Below are 19,633 nucleotides of genomic sequence, written 5' to 3'. Positions count from 1 at the left end.
GGTCACCGCATTTTATTTTTTGACTTGAATTTCTGGAATTCTCCTCAAATGACTACAAATATTCATAAACATCGCATTCTTATTCTTGATTTCGGCTCGCAATATACTCAGCTGATCGCCCGTCGCGTCCGCGAAATTGGCGTTTACTGTGAACTGTGGGCATGGGACGTTACCGAAGAGCAAATCAAAGAGTTTAATCCTAACGGAATTATCCTTTCTGGTGGTCCAGAAAGTACCACTGAATCAGACAGCCCACGCGCACCTGACTATGTATTTAATGCTGGCGTTCCTGTATTAGGTATCTGCTATGGCATGCAAACCATGTCTATGCAATTAGGTGGTGCGGTTGAAGTTTCTGGTGAGCGTGAGTTTGGCTACGCGAATGTCGAAATTACTGAGCAGTGCGAACTGTTCCGCGATATTCAAGATGCGATTAATGTTGAAGGTAAACCAGTGTTAGATGTATGGATGAGCCACGGTGATAAAGTCACTGCGATCCCATCTAGCTTCAAAACCATTGCAAGCACCCCAAGCTGCCCATATGCCATCATGGCAAATGAAGAAAAACGTTTCTACGGTGTTCAGTTCCACCCAGAAGTGACTCATACCCATCAAGGCTTAAATATCTTAAAACGTTTTGTTCTGGATATTTGTCAGTGTGAAGCTTTGTGGACTTCAGCGGCGATTATCGAAGATACCGTTGCACGTTTAAAAGAACAAATTGGTGATGACCATGTTCTATTAGCGCTGTCTGGTGGTGTTGACTCCTCTGTAACGGCTCTGTTGTTACACCGTGCTATCGGTAAACGTTTGACTTGTGTATTTGTCGACAACGGTTTACTGCGTTTGAATGAAGCAGAGCAAGTAATGGAAATGTTTGCAGGTAAATTTGACCTGAATATTATCCATGCTAAAGCGCAAGACCGCTTTATGAACGCATTAGCGGGTATTAGTGATCCAGAAGAGAAACGCAAGAAAATCGGCCATGTATTTATCGAAGTCTTCGATGAAGAGTCATCTAAGCTGCCTAATATTAAGTGGTTAGCTCAAGGGACTATCTACCCAGATATTATCGAATCAGCCGCTTCAGCAACGGGTAAAGCGCACGTTATCAAATCTCACCATAACGTAGGTGGTTTACCGGATGATATGAAGCTGGGTCTAGTTGAACCATTAAAAGAGCTGTTTAAAGACGAAGTCCGTAAAATTGGTCTGGAATTAGGTCTGCCATACGACATGCTGTATCGCCATCCATTCCCAGGTCCAGGTTTAGGTGTTCGTGTACTGGGTGAAGTGAAGAAAGAGTACTGTGACTTGTTACGTCGCGCTGATGCTATCTTTATCGAAGAACTGCATAAAGCCGACCTATACAATAAAGTGAGCCAAGCGTTCACCGTATTCTTACCTGTTCGTTCCGTCGGTGTGATGGGCGATGGTCGTAAATATGACTGGGTTGTTTCCCTACGTGCCGTTGAAACTATCGACTTTATGACTGCTCATTGGGCACATTTGCCATATGACTTCTTAGGCCGTGTTTCTAACCGTATTATCAATGAAGTTAGTGGTATTTCCCGCGTAGTCTATGACATCAGCGGCAAGCCACCAGCGACCATCGAGTGGGAATAAACTAGTTATTGTTGATAACAGTTTTTAGTTGTCGATAAGCCTAAAGGCATCAGTAAATTACTGGTGCCTTTTTGTTTTTAGGAGTGACTGATAATGTTAGGTACTTTATGTCCTCTATGATGGATATAAACATGGATTAATAGCTTAAAGTTTATATTAATGGGCGTTAAATATGGGAAAACTTTTTTCTAGGAACAATGGCCCCTAATGAATAACATAGTCCTGTTAACCCAGCGAGGCTTAACGGTAAAATCATGACACTATCATTTTTTAGTGGATTATCTAGGTTAAACATAATAACGATTAAAAATAAATTACTCGCGAAGGTGGCAGCGGTGTAGATAACAGCCACCTTTTGAGGTAAACGAATTAACGAAAAATCCTCAGCAAACTTATCAAAATGCTCCCAAATAAGGTGAATCACTAAATAAGCAAGAATAAGCGTAAAGTAAAATATGCTGAGTGCTTGTGTTGTTTGTGGATGGAAAAACTCAATCATATTTTATCGAGATATAGATAAAAATAACGCTGAGTATAGCCGCTAGAATATAAATATTAGTGGTTGTTAAAATCAGTGATGGAACGATAAGCGATATAGCGCCATTAAGTGCTAGGGCTGAACCAACTCCTCCTGTAAGAGGATTCATTATCTTTTGAATTATCCAATTCATAGTTTTCCTCACTTTTTGTTAAAAACAGTGATCGTTAAATAGCTAATAAGGCGTTGTTACTAAAATAAAGGGATTAAACCACAAGCACTCCAGCACAAACGCACCCAGAATAATAATTTCCAAAAAATAAAAACATACCCCGAACAAGGTAATTTAAAGCAGAAAAAACGATTATGAGAGCAGCCTCGTAAAAAACATTATTTGGACCGTTTAGAGGTACTTGTAATGCGGTAAATAATATATGAGAAAAAAAATTTTAGAATAAAGGTTGGTTATAAATTCAATAAATGTGGTTTTTTATTCAAAAAATACCAATTATTGCTTGTTCAATTAATTCAGATTGTTATTATCAATAGCCTATATACATAGAAAGTATATGTTCACTCCCCGTAATCATAATAATAAAGGTGAGGGGAAACTCACTGATCCACGGCTAAGGATAAAAACGTGTCATTTCGTCTTAGATATCTTGCTTTTCTGCCTCTACTGGTCGCAACAGCATGCCAACAACCAGTTAAAACCAACATCATTGAAACGTCATCTGCACAAATTCAACCTGCGGTAGTTAATAACTCGTGGATAGAAATCTCGCACAGTGCATTGGATTACAATATCAAGAAAGTACAAGCATTATTAGGTGATAAAACGGGAATGTGCGCCGTTTTAAAAGGAGATGCTTATGGGCATGATCTGACGCTAGTGACTCCTGTAATGATCGAAAATAACGTTCAGTGCATTGGGCTAACAAGTAATTCAGAATTGAAGCAAGTTCGTGATTTAGGTTTCAATGGTCGTTTAATGCGTGTGCGTAACGCCACAGAAAAAGAGATGGCTCAGGCAACAGAGTTTAATGTAGAAGAGCTGATTGGTAATCTTGAAATGGCGCAGCGTTTGAATGCAATTGCTGTGAAGCAGGGGAAGATCATACCGATTCATTTAGCCTTAAATTCAGCGGGAATGTCCCGTAATGGGTTAGAGGTTGGAACGCCTACAGGATTACAACAAGCTAAATTAATTTCAGAACTTCCAAACTTAAAAATAGTTGGGATTATGTCCCACTACCCTGAAGAAGATGCTGCTCAAATTCGAAAAGATTTGGTGAAGTTTAAAAAACAATCTCAGCAAGTACTCGATATCACGGGATTAAAGCGTGAGGATGTGATATTGCATGTGGCGAATACTTATGCAACTTTAACCGTGCCTGAGTCGTGGCTGGATATGGTTCGCGTCGGTGGGATATTTTACGGAGATACCGTTGCAACTAAAGACTACAAACGAGTAATGACGTTTAAATCAAATATAGCAGCAGTTAATCACTATCCAAAAGGTAATACCGTAGGTTATGACAGAACCTATACATTAAAACGAGACTCTGTATTAGCGAATATTCCGGTAGGTTATGCTGATGGCTATCGTCGTGTATTTAGTAATGCAGGGCATGTGCTGATTAATGGGCAGCGAGTGCCTGTCTTAGGAAAAACATCAATGAACACGGTAGTGATTGATGTGACTGATATTAAAAATGTTCAGCCGGGAGAGGAAGTCGTCTTTTTCGGAAAGCAAGGTGTTGGTGAAATAACTGCTGAAGAGGTCGAAGAAATCAGTGGGGCGCTATTTACCGAAATGTCCATTTTATGGGGTGCGACTAATAAGCGTATTTTAGTAGACTAATCCATTTTACGTTGAATATTAGCCCGCTCTTGTAGCGGGTTTTTTTGCTGTGTATGGCGTCAGATAAATTGTCATTTATATCGATATCCGATAAGTGCTGTTTAACAGAATTGTTATCGAATCCTTTGTGTCAATATGTTAGCTTGGGATTATCTTTTCAATCTGAATAATATCAGACAATAAATAGTAGAATTAGAGGAATGTCTTTTATGTATCAAGTTGATTTACATGCACATACCATCGCTAGCACCCACGCATTTAGTACCGTTAACGAATATTTTGCAGAAGCAGCTGCTCGGGGAATGAAGCTGTTTGCCATCACTGATCATGGCCCAGAGATGCAAGATGCTCCCCATGAATGGCATTTTGGTAATATGCCGATATTGCCACGTATGGTTAATGGTGTTGGTTTGCTGTATGGAATTGAGGCGAACATTAAGAATAAGTTAGGTGAGACTGACTGTAATGAAAAGATTGCGCGCCATTTGGATATTATTCTAGCCGGATTTCATGAGCCAGTGCTGGAGCCTCAAAGTCTGGAAGACAACACTGAGGCAATGATTGCGACTATTCGTAGTGGTAAAGTTCAGATTATCACTCACCCAGGAAATCCAAAATATCCTATTGATATTAAAGCAGTTGCTCAAGCTGCCAAAGAGTGTAATGTCGCGTTAGAAATGAATAATTCTTCCTTTTTGCACTCAAGGGCAGGCAGTAAGATGAATTGTATTGAAATTGCAAAAGCTGTTAAGGCAGCTGGCGGTTGGGTCTCTTTAGGTTCAGATTCTCACCATGTCAGTTATTTAGGGCGTTTTGATGAGGTGATTAAGATGTTGGAATCTATCGATTTTCCAGAATCACAAATTTTGAATACGACACCTCGTCGTGTTTTAGACTTTTTAGAGTCCCATGGGCGGAAGCCAATCCCAGAATTTATGGATTTTTAAAAATACATAATGTAGTTAATTAGCCATTCAATATGAGTGGCTTTTATATTTCATAGAGAGTCAAATAAAGTATTCAATATTATTATAATTAAATAGATCTTAAACGGATAAGTAAATTTAAAAACTAAATAAATTAAATTTATAATTAAAATAAATTGGAATGAAGTGAGTGTTTAAAATAAAAAAATTAACATTAATACGTGGATTTTTCATTTCATTGATATTTATAGATAAATTTTTTTGAATCTCTCACTTTCGATAGTGGGAATATACTTTTAAAATTAAATAAAATATCAACAAAATTCAAATATTCCCTTCCTAAAATAACCTATAAAAAACTGAAGAATCTTTAATATTCTTCTCTTGTGTGGTGACCTCCAGTCGTGATTTATTAGCGTGGCAAGAACATTCTTGCTTAATAAATCTTAAGGTACATAGTATGAAAAAGTTATTAGCAATTACCACTATATTGTCATTAGCTGTTTCTGGTGCTGCATTAGCAAATACCACTGTTAAAACTGAACATGTCAACCATGGCGCGAAAACTCACGAAGTTGCGAAAGCAGAGCATGGCAAAAAAGAGATTAAAAAAAGTGAGGTTAAAAAAACGAGTGAATTAATAGCACCAGTTGCAGCTAAAGCCAGTAAGTAAATTCGCTAAACCCCTCTAGATTACGTCACGGTGCCATGGGGTATAATTCCATGGCGCTGCTGATCCGGTTGTATGATATACTGCGCATTATTTTTAAATTAGTGTATCAATATGAATTATCAATGCCCCCTGTGTTTTAGTCCCCTAAATTTAACCAATAACAGTTATCGTTGTGACGCTAATCATCAGTTTGATTGCGCTAAAGAAGGCTACGTTAATTTGTTACCCGTTCAACATAAACGCTCAAAAGATCCTGGGGATAGTGCAGAGATGATGATCTCTCGTCGCCAATTTTTGGATGCGGGGCATTACCAACCAATGCGCGATGCTGTGGCAGAAAAATTGATGCAGTATTTGCCAGTAGACTCGAAAAATGTGTTAGATATTGGCTGTGGAGAAGGGTATTACACCGATTATTTTTTACAGACGCTCATCGCTAAATCCTCAGCAATAAAAATGTATGGATTGGATGTTTCAAAAGTGGCGATTCGTTTTGCTGCAAAGCGTTATAAATTGGTGAATTTTTGCGTGGCATCAAGCCATCGTTTACCTTTTTCCGAGTCGAGTATTTCCGCCATCATTCGTATTTATGCGCCTTGTAAGGCTGAAGAACTTAGCCGCGTATTAACGTCTGGAGGAATCTTAATTACAGTGACGCCGGCAGCAGAACATCTGCAAGAATTAAAAGCATTGATCTATGATGAAGTGAAATTACATCCAGTGAAAGATGAAGAACTACCGGGCTTCAAATTGATGGATGAAACACGTTTAAAATATGCTATGGATTTAGTGGGTACAGAAGCTTTTGCATTATTAGAAATGACGCCGTTTGCGTGGCGGGCTTCAGAAGAGGTGAAACTTGAGCTTCAACAATCTAAAAATAAGCAATATACGGCTGACTTTTTAATTCGTGTATATCAATATAGCGAATAAAACGTGATGGCTCCCCCTGAATAGTTCAGGGGGAAAAAATCTATTATGGGGCGTACATAAATAATTCGAGATGCTCAAATAAGATATTAAAACCAATTCCAATCAACACAAAACCGCCAAGAATTTCCGCTTTTTTACCTAATAATGGTCCGACATAGCGACCAATCATCATACCAATTGTTGCCATAATCATGGTAGTTACACCGATAGTCATTGCGGTATGAACTATATCAACTTGCAGGAATGCTAGGCCTAAACCGATTGCCATGGCATCAAGGCTGGTGGCAATCGCTGCGAGAACAAGATTCCCTGCGCTGTGGCTTGATGCTTTGGAGCAGCACTCTTCATCTTTGGTTGTAACACTTTGCCAAATCATACGGCCACCCAGAATAAAGAGTAGGGCAAAAGCGATCCAATGATCCCAACGAATAACATATTGGCTAGCTAAAATACCAATTCCCCAACCAATAATTGGGGTAATGGCTTCAATAAAGCCAAAGATAAAACCAGTGCGGAGGATTTCGCGAAAGCGCGGTTTATGAAGAACAGCACCTTTGCAAATGGCGACAGCAAATGCGTCCATGGATAGTGCGAGGGCTAGGATGATAGTAGCGTAAAGACTCATAGGAACAATCTCGGTTGGGTATTTCCATATACACATAAATTACCCCCAACCAAAAGGCGTATTTATGTGTCTATGGTCTTGCCAACCAACTTAATGGCATCCGCACCACGTTTAAAAACAAACGAGTATGTTGATACGGATTTTCTGGAATAAATATATTTCCAGAACAGGCTACTCCCCAATGACGTGGGATGAAAGATATCACAATTTTTAATAAAGGCAAAATTTAAATTATTAATAATGCCATATCCATATGAGAATAATTGTCATTTTCAATATTAATAAAATTAAGGTTAATTAATCAGTTAATTAACCTTAATGTTTATGACAATATATAATGTGGTTATTTATGATTAATAAAAAAATCATAAATCTTTTGTAAATCATCAAGATGCTTGACTTGAATGTGAATTTTACTTTTTTCTAATCCAACAATTAAAATACCGTTTTCAGATAAATTCATTGTTTTAATTCTATTATATAAAATAAAAGCATTGGCGAAATAGAAACCATTTTGTTTAAAAAACACCTTTGGCGTTCTAATGAATGCTAAATATATCGCCATAAAAATAGTAATCATTAATAAATAAGTGGTTAATAAATTACCATGTCGAACAATATTTGTATAAATCACAATACAAATTAGAACAATGAATATAATGGCATCAGCTCGGTGTTTACGTTTTAAATTTACCTTTAGAAGAGTTTTGCCTTTCAGTAACCCCTGAATGAATTCATCATAGATTGCGTATACAAGCATGATCAAAATGATAATGACAAGGATTGAATCATTTAAGGTCATTTGAGTACCCATGACTAAGTGAACGAGCAGTAGAGCTTAAAATTAAAAAAGGGAGGCTGCAACCTCCCTTGTTAACTATTTAATGATTTCTATGGTGCTAAGAAGTTTAACCACGCACCCAGAATGCCTAAGCCGAAGAAGCCGATAATGATCCATAAAGCGTTAACTTTACGACGTAGCAGCCACATACAGGCAAAGGTCAGCAGAAGAGGAACTAAGCCCGGCATCAGTTGGTCAAGGATCATTTGAACAGTGGTAATATCTTCTACCCCTGTTGTTTGGTTCTTAATCCGTGAGACCTCAAGAGGAATATTGACGTGGGTCCATTTGTTAACCAAGGCCCCCATGACAAATAGACCTAAAATTGATGCACCTTCTGTCAGCTTTTGCAGGAATCCGCCGCCAATATCTTGAACGATATCAATCCCTTTCTTATAGCCGTAGGAAACACCATAGTACAGTGTGAGTAAACGAACTAAGTTAAAGAGAACGAAGAACAGCAATGGACCAAGCAGGCTGCCGGTCATCGCTATACCCGCACCGAGAGCGGCAAATACAGGGCGTACAGTACCCCAGAATATTGGGTCACCTACACCAGCCAACGGTCCCATTAAACCGACTTTAATACCGTTAATCGCACCATCATCAATGGCTGCACCATTAGCGCGCTCCTCTTCCATCGCCATGGTAACACCCAAAATTGGTGCTGCGACATATGGATGGGTGTTGAAGAACTCAAGGTGGCGCTTAATGGCTTGTTTACGGTCGTCATTATTGTCTGGATAAAGACGACGAATCACAGGAACCATTGAGTAGCAGAAACCCAATGCTTGCATACGCTCGAAGTTCCAAGAGCCTTGCAACAAGTTAGAGCGTAAAAATACGCCGCGAATATCGCTTTGAGTTAGCTTTTTCGCTGTTGGTTTTGTTGTGTCTACCATGATTACGCTCCTCCTAGTCTAGCTCGTTGTCGAGATTGTTATTGCTGCTTTGTACTACAACAGTTTGTGATTTGTTGTATTTAGGACTGAGCTGGATGTATAGGATAGCCATCACAGTACCAATGACACCAAGTGCAACAAGGTTAAAGTCGGTAAATGCGGCAGTGACAAAACCTAAATAGAAGAACGGCATCAGGTAGCCAGCACGCATCATATTGATCACCATTGCGTAACCAACCACAACAATCATACCACCCGCAATATTCAGACCATCAGTCACGACTTGAGGTATAGAATCAAGCATTTGTTGGACTTCTGATGTACCCACCGAAACAGCGACAACGAGAGCAGGAATTGCGATACGCATAGCTTGAAGTAGCAGAGCCGAAATGTGAATCAAGCTAATGGCGGATAAGTTACCCTTAAGTGCGGCCCGGTCTGCTGCATGTTGGAATGCAACGGTAATGGTACGAACAATAATAGTCAGAACTTGACCTGCGGCGGCTAGCGGAATTGCAATCGCAATACCAGCACCGATGCTTTGTCCGCCGGCAATAACCAGGATGGTTGAAATGATAGATGCCAATGCTGCATCAGGGGCAACTGCCGCACCAATGTTCATCCAGCCTAAGGCTATCATCTCAAGTGTACCACCGATGATAATACCGGTTTTCATATCACCCAGAACGATACCAATAAGCGTACAGGCAACGAGAGGGCGGTGGAATTGGAATTCATCAAGGATCGATCCCATACCGGCGATACAAGCCACGATGAATACCATTACTATTTGAACAACGGTAAGTTCCATTGTTTAATCTCCTGTAACCAACAAGTGTCTAAGACTGTTTTTGAGTAACGGTTCAATATGAACGAATTTCTAAAATAATTATTTTTTAAGTTTATTAATCAAATCCATCATGCGGACTTTACTGTCTGAAGCGACTTTACGAACTTCTAGCTCAATCTTTTTGTCGTTCAGATAATTAAATGCATCAATATCTTTTTGGTTGATAGAAACCGCATTGGTTACCATCGTTTTACCTTCGGTATATGCCATGCCGCCAATGTTGATTGAGTCAATCTCAACACCTTGCTCAACAATTCGCTGAACATCAGTTGGATTGGTGAACAGTAGCATGACACGCTCACCTGCATATTTCGGGTTGTTATAAACTCGAACACATTTGTCTACGTCAATAACATGGGCAGTTACACCAGGTGGCGCCACTTGTTTTAGTAGAGTAGAACGCACATGATCTTTTGCTACTTCATCACTTACCACGATAATACGCTTAACACGCATTTCTTTGGTCCAGCGAGTCGCAACTTGCCCATGGATTAGACGGTCGTCGATACGAGCTAGTGCAATAACCATGTGTTCACCCGGACCGGCAATAACTGCTTGAGGAGCGGGTTCATTCTTGACTACTGGTGCTGGGGTTTCTGTAACGGACTCTTTAAATTTGAATGGACGGATACCGCCACGACCAGTTTCTAGTGCTACTGTAATTAACTCATCCATAGATGGGTTATCATCGCGGCACATGAAGGTCTCTACGAGCATAGGAACATTGACGCCAGTAATGATTTCATGGTTGTCATGCTCGTTCGCAATGCGTGTAGCGGCATTGAATGGGCTACCACCCCAAGTATCAACTAGGAACAACACACCTGCTGAGGTATCAAGCTCAGTCAATTTTTGGGTGTATTTATCAAATAGGGTGTCAGCATTTTCACCAGGAACAAAATCAATAAACGAAACATTTTCTTGCTCGCCTATTAACATCTCGGTGGTTCGGAGAAGCTGTTCAGCAGCGACTCCGTGGGTTCCAATCATAATAGCTATACTCACTATTTTTCCCTCTTAACAGATAAATCGAAACGTAATTTGCGGATTGTATTGAAGCTTAAAACTTGGATTCCTCTGTATTAGTTTCCCTGCACCATAATAGTAGCTGAATAAATTCAAACTAAGTGGTTAGCTAATAATTTAATAAGTACAATTATTAGCGGATTGACTGAGTGATCATAACATTAGGATTAATCTAAAAAACTTGTTTCGCGTCAGAAAAATAAAAATAGATCCAAATATTACCGATAAATAAATCTTTAATTTTTTTCTTTGCGATATTATTGAAATTATAATCTAAAAAATAATAAAATAATGGATGTAAGCTCTGTTATCGGTAACAGAAAAGGTGGGCGTTTTATATTCAAATTAGTGTGTGGGATGAAAAATAAGCGATTTTTGATGGAGGGAATAGAATTTATAGCAATAAATAGTGAGAGAAAGCGGACAAAAAGATATGAAAAACCAATAAAGATAGCGTTGATAAAACGACCATAAACGATAAAAGTCGAAAGCTGAAACGAGCAAAGCTGTTAAATGTAAATCATCGAAAATAGAGCGTATATGCCAATAAATAACTTATTTTAAATACTTTAATAAGTATGAGGGAAAAGAGAACATTATGATAAAAAATAAAACCCTTTCACACCGCATATTGGTAAGTGAAAGGGCTCTAAGGGAACGGCTAGATATTCAAAACTAATTAATCACATTGGACTTTAATTGCTAAGCCACCGCGAGAAGTTTCACGGTATTTAGCATTCATGTCTTTGCCTGTCTCATACATGGTCTCAATAACTTTATCAAGAGATACACGAGGTTCACTGGTACGACGAAGCGCCATACGTGCTGCATTGATAGCTTTCACAGAAGCAATAGCATTACGTTCAATACAAGGAACTTGGACTTGTCCAGCCACAGGATCACAGGTAAGACCTAAGTTATGTTCCATGCCGATTTCAGCGGCAATACAGACTTGCTCAGGGCTTCCACCAAATAACTCAGTCAAACCTGCCGCAGCCATTGAACAAGCCACACCAACTTCACCTTGGCAACCTACTTCAGCACCTGAAATCGAGGCATTCATTTTATATAAAATGCCAATTGCACCAGATGCTAAGAAATAGCGCAGGTAAAGTTCAGGGGTTACAGGTTCAACACAATGGTTGTAGTACGCCAATACGGCAGGAACGATACCACAAGCTCCGTTTGTTGGTGCGGTTACAACTCGTCCACCTGCGGCATTCTCTTCATTGACCGCTAATGCATACATGTTGATCAAGTCAATCACGTTCATTGGGTCGTTGGAGAGTTTGCTGGATGATGTGACTAAGCGATTAAGTGCTGGGGCACGGCGAGGAACACGTAGTGGACCGGGTAACACGCCTTCAGTATTTAAACCGCGTTCAATACAAGCTTGCATGGTGTGCCATACGTCAGCAAAGTAAGCATAGATTTCGTCACGAGTGTGCAGATCTAGCTCATTTTTCATCATGAGGCTTGAGATAGATAAGCCGGATTCTTTGCATTTTAGTAATAACTCTTCAGCAGAGTTAAATGGATAAGAAACTGGTTTGCTATCTGTTGCAGTTTGACCAAAATGCTCTTCATCAACGATAAAACCACCGCCGATAGAGTAGTAAGTTTTGGTATAAATTTCCTTGTCACCTGCGAAGGCATGGATAGTCATACCATTTTCATGTAACGGTAGGTTATCCTGACGGAAATTCATGCCACCCTCTTTAGGGAAGTCAACAATATGCGTACCATTTGCTAATGGTAGCTTCTCGGTTTCTTCCACATTCTTGATAAAGGATGGAATAGATTCGATGTCAACAGTGGCTGGCAGGTTACCCGCAAGCCCCATAATAATGGCGATATCGGTATGGTGACCTTTACCTGTTAAGGATAAAGAGCCATAAACGTCAACGGCAACACGAGTGACGGTTGGTAATAATTGTTTATTGACCAAATCATCGACAAATTCTTTCCCAGCCTTCATTGGTCCGACTGTATGAGAGCTTGAAGGGCCAATGCCCACTTTAAACATGTCGAAAACGCTTATCACGCAGGACTCCTTAAAGAAAAGATGTAGATATAGTGATTTATTTTAAAGGGCGCTACTTTACTGTTATTTCGTAGTGTTAACCAGTAAGTTTAAAGTATTTTTTAAAATAAGGTAGTTACATAAGGTGTATTGCTCAGAAATAGCACTAATTGTATTTCAGCGTCTCGCAAAGTGATTTAAGAAAAGAATTATTCTCTGTTGAAGATAATCGATAATTGGAAAATTGCTTGGTTTATTCTACTGAATATTACGTATTTTAAAAATATTACACTGTCGATGGGGTCCCCATACATTAGTCCAATTGTAATGCCAGTTGATGGAGAATAGATGCAGTCAATCCCCAGACTAAGTGGTTGTTATACCAATAGAAAAAAACGCGGTTTTCTCGACCAGTACGTTTGATATCAACATATTTATGTTTATGAAGAGCAAGTGCATCAAATAGCGGGATCTCGAAAATTGATGAAACCTCACTGGGGTTCGCATGGTAATGAATATTATCGGGGACTAAACCAATAATTGGCGTGACTTGATAACCTCCAATACTGCTTAATGGCGTGAGTTGACCTAATACTTGCACTTTTTCAGGTGGAATGGCGACTTCTTCGTATGCTTCCCGCAATGCTGTTGCAATTAATGTTTTATCTTCAGGATCACGAGAACCTCCCGGAAATGCTACTTGGCCTGCATGAGAACGTAAAAGCGGAGAACGCTGTGTGAGTAATAAGGTTGGATTGGGTTTATCAATTATTGGCAATAGGACTGCCGCCGCTTTACCCGCCTTAGTAGCGGGTTGACGGGACTGAGGTAATGTAAACTGAAAACGACTAATAAAGCTATTCAGTTCGGTCATCGTTATCCATTTTTCCTAGTTTTGGTAAAATCAGGCGTAATTTATCAAACGTCTCTTGATACTCTTTATCTGCTTGACTATCTGCAACAATTCCACCGCCTGCCCAGCAATAAATCTGCTTTTTATAAGTCAGTAGGGTGCGGATTGTGATATTGGTATCCATATTCCCATTGAAACTAATATAGCCTATTGCACCACAATATCCATGTCGGCGATGAGGCTCCAGCTCTTCAATGATTTGCATCGCGCGTATTTTTGGTGCTCCTGTGATTGAGCCTCCTGGGAAACAGGCACGAAGCAAATCGGTTGCACAATATTGTTCAGCTAATGTTGCTGTAATGGTACTGACTAAATGATGTACAGCAGGGAATTGCTCAACTTTAAATAGCTCAGGAACTTTCACTGTTCCAGGTTTTGCAACGCGCCCAATATCGTTACGTAATAAGTCGACAATCATCAAGTTTTCGGCACGATCTTTAGGTGAATTGGCTAGTTTTTCTGCTTGAATTTTATCTTCTTCAGGATCGTCCAAACGTGGCAAGGTCCCTTTAATTGGGCGCGTTTGAATTTTACCTTTATCCAATAAAATAAAGCGTTCAGGAGAAACACTGATGATGGTATTTTCGGGTAAGCGAATAAAAGAGGAAAATGGTGCACGGTTGCTTTGATTAAGCGTTAAAAAGGCATTCCACTCATTTCCTTTATATTTAGCTTTAAACCGCTGTGCTAGATTTATTTGATAACAATCGCCATCACGGAGATATTGATGAATATGGGCGATATTTTCATGATATAGGGCTTCAGTCATGTTGGAATTCCACGAAGACGTTAGCTCAAATTGATTTTTCCGCGGTATTTTTTGTGATTTTAGCCACGCTAGACGTTGTTCAACATCATCATAGCTGAATAAGGTCACGGTTTGGGCTTGGTGGTCGACAATTAATGCCCATAAATATATACCAATGGCCATATCAGGAAATTGCAGTTCAGATGTTGCTATCGCAGGAAGTTTTTCAATTCGACGACCTAAATCATAACTCCAAATTCCCATAGCCCCACCATTAAAAGGCAGAGAATTATCGGTTAATTCGGTAGTTTTGTATTTATCTATAAGTTGCTGTAGTAAAGCAAAAGGATCTTGCTGCGATACTTGCTCTTGTTGGTCTAATTCTTGAATCACAGTGTTTAGATCACGAGTTAACAGCGTTGCAATAGGGTCTGCAACAATTATATCGTATCGGTTATGTGAATGTTCAGCGTTGCCAGAATGAAGCAACATTGCCCATGGCTGGTGTGCAAGAGGGGCAAAATAGTTTAAGGCTGCATCAGGGCAGTAAGGTAATTGTATTTTATTAATAATCATATCAATAAGTAAAAATAGAGTTCTTCAAGTGAATAATGCCAGATTACCATATAATCTTACCTTATTAAGGTAAGAGCTGTTAAAATTTACCGAAAAATCTTAATGTATAAAAATGAGTCAATGACTAAAAGAGGTTAATTATGTTTTCTGGTATGCCAGCACTTTCCCATGAAGAACAACAAGAAGCGGTTGAGAAAATTCATCAGCTAATGTCTGAAGGTATGAGCAGTGGACAAGCAATCGCATTGGTAGCACAAGAAATTAGAGAAAAACATCAAGGTAAAGAGCAAATTATTGCGCGTTTCGATGACGAAAATTAATAAAATATAAACATACTATTAACATTCAAATGTAATTCTGATAAATTTAGTATTAGTTAAGTCATTTTGCTGATAAGTATTATTTTGTAACTAAACTCAAAGTTGCAGTATTAATCGATATATTTCAGTTATGGCAACTAAAACGGATCTAAATTTAGCCTACATCGAATAGGCACCGGAGGATGGTATGAGTGTTAATAAAAAGATGGCAGTAGTTTTAGGAAGTTGCGCTTTAGTATTTAGTTCTTTTGCATTCAGTGTTAACACGGACGAAGGTAAAGCGGCTCCATTTGTTAGCTGTGGAAATTTAACTGAGCCGCAAGTTGCCGCGCAAGTAAAAAGTGATTTTATGAATAACCGTTTACCGCGTTGGACAGAAGAGAAGGCTGCGGTCGGTAAAAAAGCAGTAGCTTGGGTCAATGATAGTGAAGTGACCAAAACGGATGATGGCTATGTTGTCCCCCTGGTTGTCAGAGGTTCAAAATCTGATCTCCATTACCGTGTTGCAGTAAATTGTAAAAATAATACAGTGACTTATAACACCAGTAAATAATAGTAAAATTTAAGTTTTATAGTATTTTAAAAGGAGAAGATAATTCTCCTTTTTCGTCTATCAATATAAAACAAGGTTATCAATCTATTAGTTAGCTAGCGACTTTTTGGCTCATAAGGTAGTCGAGCGAAGTTCATAGATAGTTTACGATAGTGTACTAATCGTTCTCTAAAATACTCCCTGAGATGTTCAGGTTGCTCCCGTTCAACCACTTCCGGAATAATAGGAATATTATAACGTTCTTTGAATGCGACGCCGGAAGCAAGCAAATCGATGTTGATTTTGTCCATCTCGTCTTTAGGTAGCGAGGCAAGATTGTAACTCATTTCAAATCCTAACGGTTAATATCAATAAGTTGAATTGTAGCAACTGCGACTAAAAAAATCTTGATGGATTTAACCTTTAAATATTCTTATCAAAAAATCTGAAATGGGATTAATTGGCTTTAATTGATCTTGAATCTTTATATCAAAGATAAATAAGAGTGATTCGCGTTATTTTTACAAAATATTATTGATTATCAATAAATTAATTTTTGTTTCAGGTATGTTTTCCTAAGTCATTTATTATGTTACTGTGCTTAAATAACCTCATGAATAAATCATTAATAAGGTAAAAATATGTTAAAAGCTGACATGATTGACGCGTTAAATAAACAATTGAATCTTGAGTTTTTCTCTGCGAATTTATATTTACAGATGAGTGCATGGTGTAGTGATAAAGGCTATGAAGGTGCGGCAGCATTTTTGAAAGCACACTCACAAGAAGAAATGGAACACATGCAGCGTTTATTTAATTATCTTAGCGATACTGGTGCATTACCTCGTTTAGGCCAGATTTCTGCACCACCGGAAGATTTTAAATCTATTGCTGATGTTTTTAGCCAAACTTATGAACATGAACAATTAATTACTTCTGAAATTAACAAACTTGCTCATTTAGCGATGACAACTCAAGACTATTCAACATTCAACTTCCTGCAATGGTATGTTTCAGAACAGCATGAAGAAGAAAAACTGTTTAAATCTGTTCTGGATAAATTGGGAATGGTCGGTGAATCAGGTAAATCTTTATTCTTGTTAGATAAAGAGCTGAAAGGAATGGCGACAGCTTCTCATATTTAATTTAATGATGATTTGAAATATAAAGCTCCATATCAGTAATGAATGGAGCTTTATTTTTTGAGAGTGAGTTTTATTCGCATTTTGTGTGAAAACTCACAAGCTAGGAAATTAAACGTTTTTTTCAGCGGATAAATAGAAATTTTTCCGTATAATGATTGGTCTTTAAAGTAAATTCACCTGAAAATTAAGGGGTTACTATGCCTATCAAACATATAAAGTCTTCTTGGCGTAAACTGAGCGCTGTCGCGGTTCTGTTTTTAGGAATGTCACTTCAGCAAGCTTTTGCTCATGCCCATCTAAAAGATCAGCTTCCGGCAGAAGGTGCGGCAATAGAACAGGCACCAGAATCGATCACTTTAAATTTCTCTGAAGGCATTGAAGTTAACTTCACTAAAGTGAATGTAATAGGCCCAAATAACCAAGCGGTTAAGACAGGCAAAGCATCGTTAGATCCAAGCAATAATACGCGCGTGATCATCCCAGTAGAAACTAAGTTAAGCACGGGTAAGTATGATGTGCAATGGAGTGTTGTTTCTGTTGATGGTCATAAAACCAAAGGAAGCTATAGCTTTACTGTGAAGTAACATGTCACTGGAAGCCTTTTATACCTTAAACCGCTTTGTCCATTTTATTGCTGCGATGTTGATGTGTGGCATGTCAATATTCGCGGTGATGCTCAGCCGTGGGCAATTTGGCGATCTACTTCGTGGCTATTTGAAAAAAGGCATTGTATTTAGTGCCATTATTACCACGATTAGTACTTTTTGTTGGATGGTTTCCCAAGCAGGTTTGATGGGAGATGGCTGGGATGATGCGTTAAATATCGAAATTTGGCAGGACGTTTTTGAGACTAATTTTGGTCATATATGGCGTTGGGAATTGATCTGTGCTGTTGGTTTATTCGGCGTGTTGTTTATTCGTTCAATCAAAGTAAAACTTCATTTAATCCTCTTCCTTTCTATTATCATATTAGGGCTTCATGCATTTATTGGGCATGCAGCTATGTATGAGGGAAGTATTGGTGTTTTCCATCGAGTTAATCAGTTTATACACCTTATCAGTGGCGCTTATTGGTTTGGTGGATTATGGCCATTTTTGATTTGTATCCAATTTATCCGTAGTAAAGAACACTTAAAATCAGGATTAGAGCAGCAAATTACGGTGACGATGAAGCGATATTCTCAAGTTGGGCATTTTGCTGTTATTTGCGTCTTAGTGACCGGTATTGTCAATAGTGTACTTTTGGTACCTGACTGGCCATTAACGCAGATGACATCGGAATATCAAACTTGGTTATGGTTTAAAATCAGTTTGGTTGGCTTAATGGTTCTTTTGGCGCTCATTAATCGCTATGTAGTTGTACCAAACTTACAACGTAAAGGCCGCTTAAACTATTTAATTATGAATAGTTGGGCCGAATTATTACTAGGAACTATGGCTATTTTAGCGGTAGCTATTTTTGCCTCTTATCAGCCTATATAGTCTAGGCTAATATCTATTTCTTCTTGTATTCAAAGGTTATTTTGATGAAACACACATTAATCGTTTGTTCGTTATTACTCGGCTGTACAGTTAGTTCAGCTTTTGCTGCGCCATTAACGTCTGTAAGTAAAAAACAGTTTGGTGCAGATTGGCCATTAAAGCGTGAGGAGGTGATGCTGGAGTGTCGGAGTAATGGTGCACTAATAGTTATCAATCCATCAACATTGATGCAGTACCCTTTGAACGATATCGCACAGAACTTAATGGAAAAAAAACAGATCCAAGCTCAACCCATTGATGTATTACTTGCACCATCAGATTCGAAAAAAACCACTGAAGAGCGTATCTTACCATTAAAACAAGCAGCACAAAAATTATGTGAGTAAACAATAATTTAATACTTATGTGATATTTTTAAATTCAATCTACAATTAGATTAATCTATGGTATTAACTTGTAACTTAAATAATTTCAAGCTACTAGCATTTCGTCAGTGATATCAAGGGAATGGTTTTTGAACAATTTTAGTGATTGTTCGGATAGGTTTAACTTATCATACAAAGAGCTAAACTTTAGAGAATCAAACAATAATTTGTGTTAAAAATATGTAAATAAATTGATAATTAAAGTGGTAAGAACGTGCTTTGGAAGCTAGTATTATATTGTACTTTGTTACGTCTCAATGGCAATTTTAGCGCACGGCTCTGCCAGAGCCATTTCCCAAGGCCCGGTAATCGGAATCTACCAGGCCTCTTTTTTTGCATATCATTTCCCATCGAATCATCTCTTCAAGAGCAACGTTGCTTACCATCTGCATTACACGAGCAAACATCAGCTTCATTAGGCAACTCTCATCACCCAATGATGATTTTCTTTATCGTAACGTTGACGATAAAGGAGTACTGGCTTTTCATCAATTGTTGCAGGGATACTGGTATGTTCATCCCAGCCATCTAATTGCATACAAAACTCGGAATCAGAATCGCAAGGGATACTAAGGGTATCATGATATTTTTCAGGCATAACCGCATCATTGATTTCATAGGAAGATATTTTCAATTTAACTATGCACATAATAATTCCTCTTTACTTGTTATTTTTACAATAAAAAACCTGCCCAACGGAATTAAGCATAGTATAAATGGAATCT

At 38.5% G+C, this 19,633-nt stretch carries 22 protein-coding genes and 1 riboswitch; of the genes, 11 read left to right on the top strand and 11 right to left on the bottom strand.

The genetic code is table 11. The features are described from left to right. Positions 1-48: 48 nt before the first annotated feature. Positions 49-1,626 (top strand): glutamine-hydrolyzing GMP synthase, encoded by a 1,578-nt coding sequence (gene guaA, locus EL244_RS09880; protein ID WP_126460611.1) that lies wholly within the window; start codon positions 49-51, stop codon positions 1,624-1,626. A 166-nt stretch (positions 1,627-1,792) separates the two neighbouring features. Here the strand turns inward: guaA and EL244_RS09875 are convergent, their stop codons facing one another. Continuing rightward, positions 1,793-2,125, bottom strand: a complete 333-nt coding sequence (locus tag EL244_RS09875; protein ID WP_006815311.1) for a hypothetical protein — start codon at positions 2,123-2,125, stop codon at positions 1,793-1,795. Between the two features lie 619 nt (positions 2,126-2,744). On the opposite strand from EL244_RS09875, the gene alr reads away from it, so the two are divergent. The 4 genes from alr to rlmA all read left to right on the top strand — a co-directional run bounded on the left by alr (position 2,745) and on the right by rlmA (position 6,500). Continuing rightward, positions 2,745-3,968, top strand: a complete 1,224-nt coding sequence (gene alr, locus EL244_RS09870) for an alanine racemase (RefSeq protein WP_126460608.1) — start codon at positions 2,745-2,747, stop codon at positions 3,966-3,968. A 209-nt stretch (positions 3,969-4,177) separates the two neighbouring features. Then, positions 4,178-4,915 (top strand): phosphatase, encoded by a 738-nt coding sequence (locus EL244_RS09865; protein ID WP_112836876.1) that lies wholly within the window; start codon positions 4,178-4,180, stop codon positions 4,913-4,915. Between the two features lie 439 nt (positions 4,916-5,354). After that, positions 5,355-5,567: a hypothetical protein gene (locus EL244_RS09860; protein WP_006815306.1), complete on the top strand. Its 213-nt coding sequence runs from the start codon at positions 5,355-5,357 to the stop codon at positions 5,565-5,567. Positions 5,568-5,678: 111 nt separating this feature from the next. Beyond that, positions 5,679-6,500 carry a 23S rRNA (guanine(745)-N(1))-methyltransferase gene (gene rlmA / locus EL244_RS09855; protein WP_112836872.1) on the top strand — a complete coding sequence of 274 codons (822 nt, stop codon included), beginning with the start codon at positions 5,679-5,681 and terminating at the stop codon, positions 6,498-6,500. A gap of 43 nt (positions 6,501-6,543) precedes the next feature. Here rlmA and mntP read toward each other — a convergent pair whose 3' ends face one another. From mntP to pabB, 8 genes are all read right to left on the bottom strand, one after another. Then, positions 6,544-7,125, bottom strand: a complete 582-nt coding sequence (gene mntP / locus EL244_RS09850; RefSeq protein WP_126436906.1) for a manganese efflux pump MntP — start codon at positions 7,123-7,125, stop codon at positions 6,544-6,546. Positions 7,126-7,128: 3 nt separating this feature from the next. Next, positions 7,129-7,317: riboswitch (yybP-ykoY riboswitch) on the bottom strand. Between the two features lie 151 nt (positions 7,318-7,468). After that, positions 7,469-7,927: a DUF986 family protein gene (locus tag EL244_RS09845; RefSeq protein WP_039855231.1), complete on the bottom strand. Its 459-nt coding sequence runs from the start codon at positions 7,925-7,927 to the stop codon at positions 7,469-7,471. 89 nt (positions 7,928-8,016) lie between these two features. Further along, positions 8,017-8,868: a PTS mannose transporter subunit IID gene (locus EL244_RS09840; RefSeq protein ID WP_006815302.1), complete on the bottom strand. Its 852-nt coding sequence runs from the start codon at positions 8,866-8,868 to the stop codon at positions 8,017-8,019. A 13-nt stretch (positions 8,869-8,881) separates the two neighbouring features. Continuing rightward, positions 8,882-9,679: a PTS mannose/fructose/sorbose transporter subunit IIC gene (locus tag EL244_RS09835; RefSeq protein WP_006815301.1), complete on the bottom strand. Its 798-nt coding sequence runs from the start codon at positions 9,677-9,679 to the stop codon at positions 8,882-8,884. Positions 9,680-9,757: 78 nt separating this feature from the next. Beyond that, positions 9,758-10,723 (bottom strand): PTS mannose transporter subunit IIAB, encoded by a 966-nt coding sequence (manX, locus tag EL244_RS09830; RefSeq protein WP_172597516.1) that lies wholly within the window; start codon positions 10,721-10,723, stop codon positions 9,758-9,760. A gap of 700 nt (positions 10,724-11,423) precedes the next feature. Continuing rightward, complete coding sequence (locus EL244_RS09825; RefSeq protein WP_126460606.1) at positions 11,424-12,788, bottom strand: L-serine ammonia-lyase; 1,365 nt, start codon at positions 12,786-12,788, stop codon at positions 11,424-11,426. Between the two features lie 292 nt (positions 12,789-13,080). Beyond that, positions 13,081-13,641, bottom strand: a complete 561-nt coding sequence (locus EL244_RS09820) for a CoA pyrophosphatase (RefSeq protein WP_126460603.1) — start codon at positions 13,639-13,641, stop codon at positions 13,081-13,083. Further along, a complete protein-coding gene (pabB, locus tag EL244_RS09815) occupies positions 13,625-15,004 on the bottom strand; it encodes an aminodeoxychorismate synthase component 1 (RefSeq protein ID WP_126460600.1) in 1,380 nt (459 codons plus the stop codon). Before pabB ends, EL244_RS09820 begins: the two co-directional genes overlap by 17 nt. A 140-nt stretch (positions 15,005-15,144) precedes the next feature. On the opposite strand from pabB, the gene EL244_RS09810 reads away from it, so the two are divergent. Beyond that, complete coding sequence (locus EL244_RS09810; protein WP_006815295.1) at positions 15,145-15,324, top strand: YoaH family protein; 180 nt, start codon at positions 15,145-15,147, stop codon at positions 15,322-15,324. Between the two features lie 187 nt (positions 15,325-15,511). Continuing rightward, positions 15,512-15,877, top strand: a complete 366-nt coding sequence (gene yebF, locus EL244_RS09805) for a protein YebF (protein ID WP_126460597.1) — start codon at positions 15,512-15,514, stop codon at positions 15,875-15,877. 95 nt (positions 15,878-15,972) lie between these two features. Here the strand turns inward: yebF and EL244_RS09800 are convergent, their stop codons facing one another. Next, a complete protein-coding gene (locus tag EL244_RS09800; protein ID WP_006815293.1) occupies positions 15,973-16,203 on the bottom strand; it encodes a DNA polymerase III subunit theta in 231 nt (76 codons plus the stop codon). A gap of 294 nt (positions 16,204-16,497) precedes the next feature. Between EL244_RS09800 and ftnA the strand changes: the two genes are divergently transcribed. The 4 genes from ftnA to EL244_RS09780 all read left to right on the top strand — a co-directional run bounded on the left by ftnA (position 16,498) and on the right by EL244_RS09780 (position 18,869). Further along, positions 16,498-17,001: a non-heme ferritin gene (gene ftnA, locus EL244_RS09795; protein ID WP_006815292.1), complete on the top strand. Its 504-nt coding sequence runs from the start codon at positions 16,498-16,500 to the stop codon at positions 16,999-17,001. A 197-nt stretch (positions 17,002-17,198) separates the two neighbouring features. Continuing rightward, complete coding sequence (gene copC, locus EL244_RS09790; protein WP_126460595.1) at positions 17,199-17,585, top strand: copper homeostasis periplasmic binding protein CopC; 387 nt, start codon at positions 17,199-17,201, stop codon at positions 17,583-17,585. Between the two features lies 1 nt (position 17,586). Then, entirely contained in the window at positions 17,587-18,483 is an 897-nt protein-coding gene (gene copD, locus EL244_RS09785) for a copper homeostasis membrane protein CopD (protein WP_126460592.1), read from the top strand. A 44-nt stretch (positions 18,484-18,527) separates the two neighbouring features. Continuing rightward, positions 18,528-18,869, top strand: a complete 342-nt coding sequence (locus EL244_RS09780; RefSeq protein WP_126460589.1) for a DUF2511 domain-containing protein — start codon at positions 18,528-18,530, stop codon at positions 18,867-18,869. A gap of 454 nt (positions 18,870-19,323) precedes the next feature. Here EL244_RS09780 and EL244_RS09775 read toward each other — a convergent pair whose 3' ends face one another. Continuing rightward, positions 19,324-19,557, bottom strand: coding sequence for a DUF1480 family protein (locus EL244_RS09775; RefSeq protein ID WP_006815287.1), 234 nt, complete (start codon positions 19,555-19,557; stop codon positions 19,324-19,326). Positions 19,558-19,633 lie beyond the last annotated feature (76 nt).

The sequence above is a fragment of the Providencia rustigianii genome, assembly GCF_900637755.1.
GTDB classification, from domain to species: Bacteria; Pseudomonadota; Gammaproteobacteria; order Enterobacterales; family Enterobacteriaceae; genus Providencia; species Providencia rustigianii.
The sequence above is the reverse complement of the archived record's forward strand: the minus strand, read 5'-3'. Positions and strand labels throughout refer to the sequence as shown.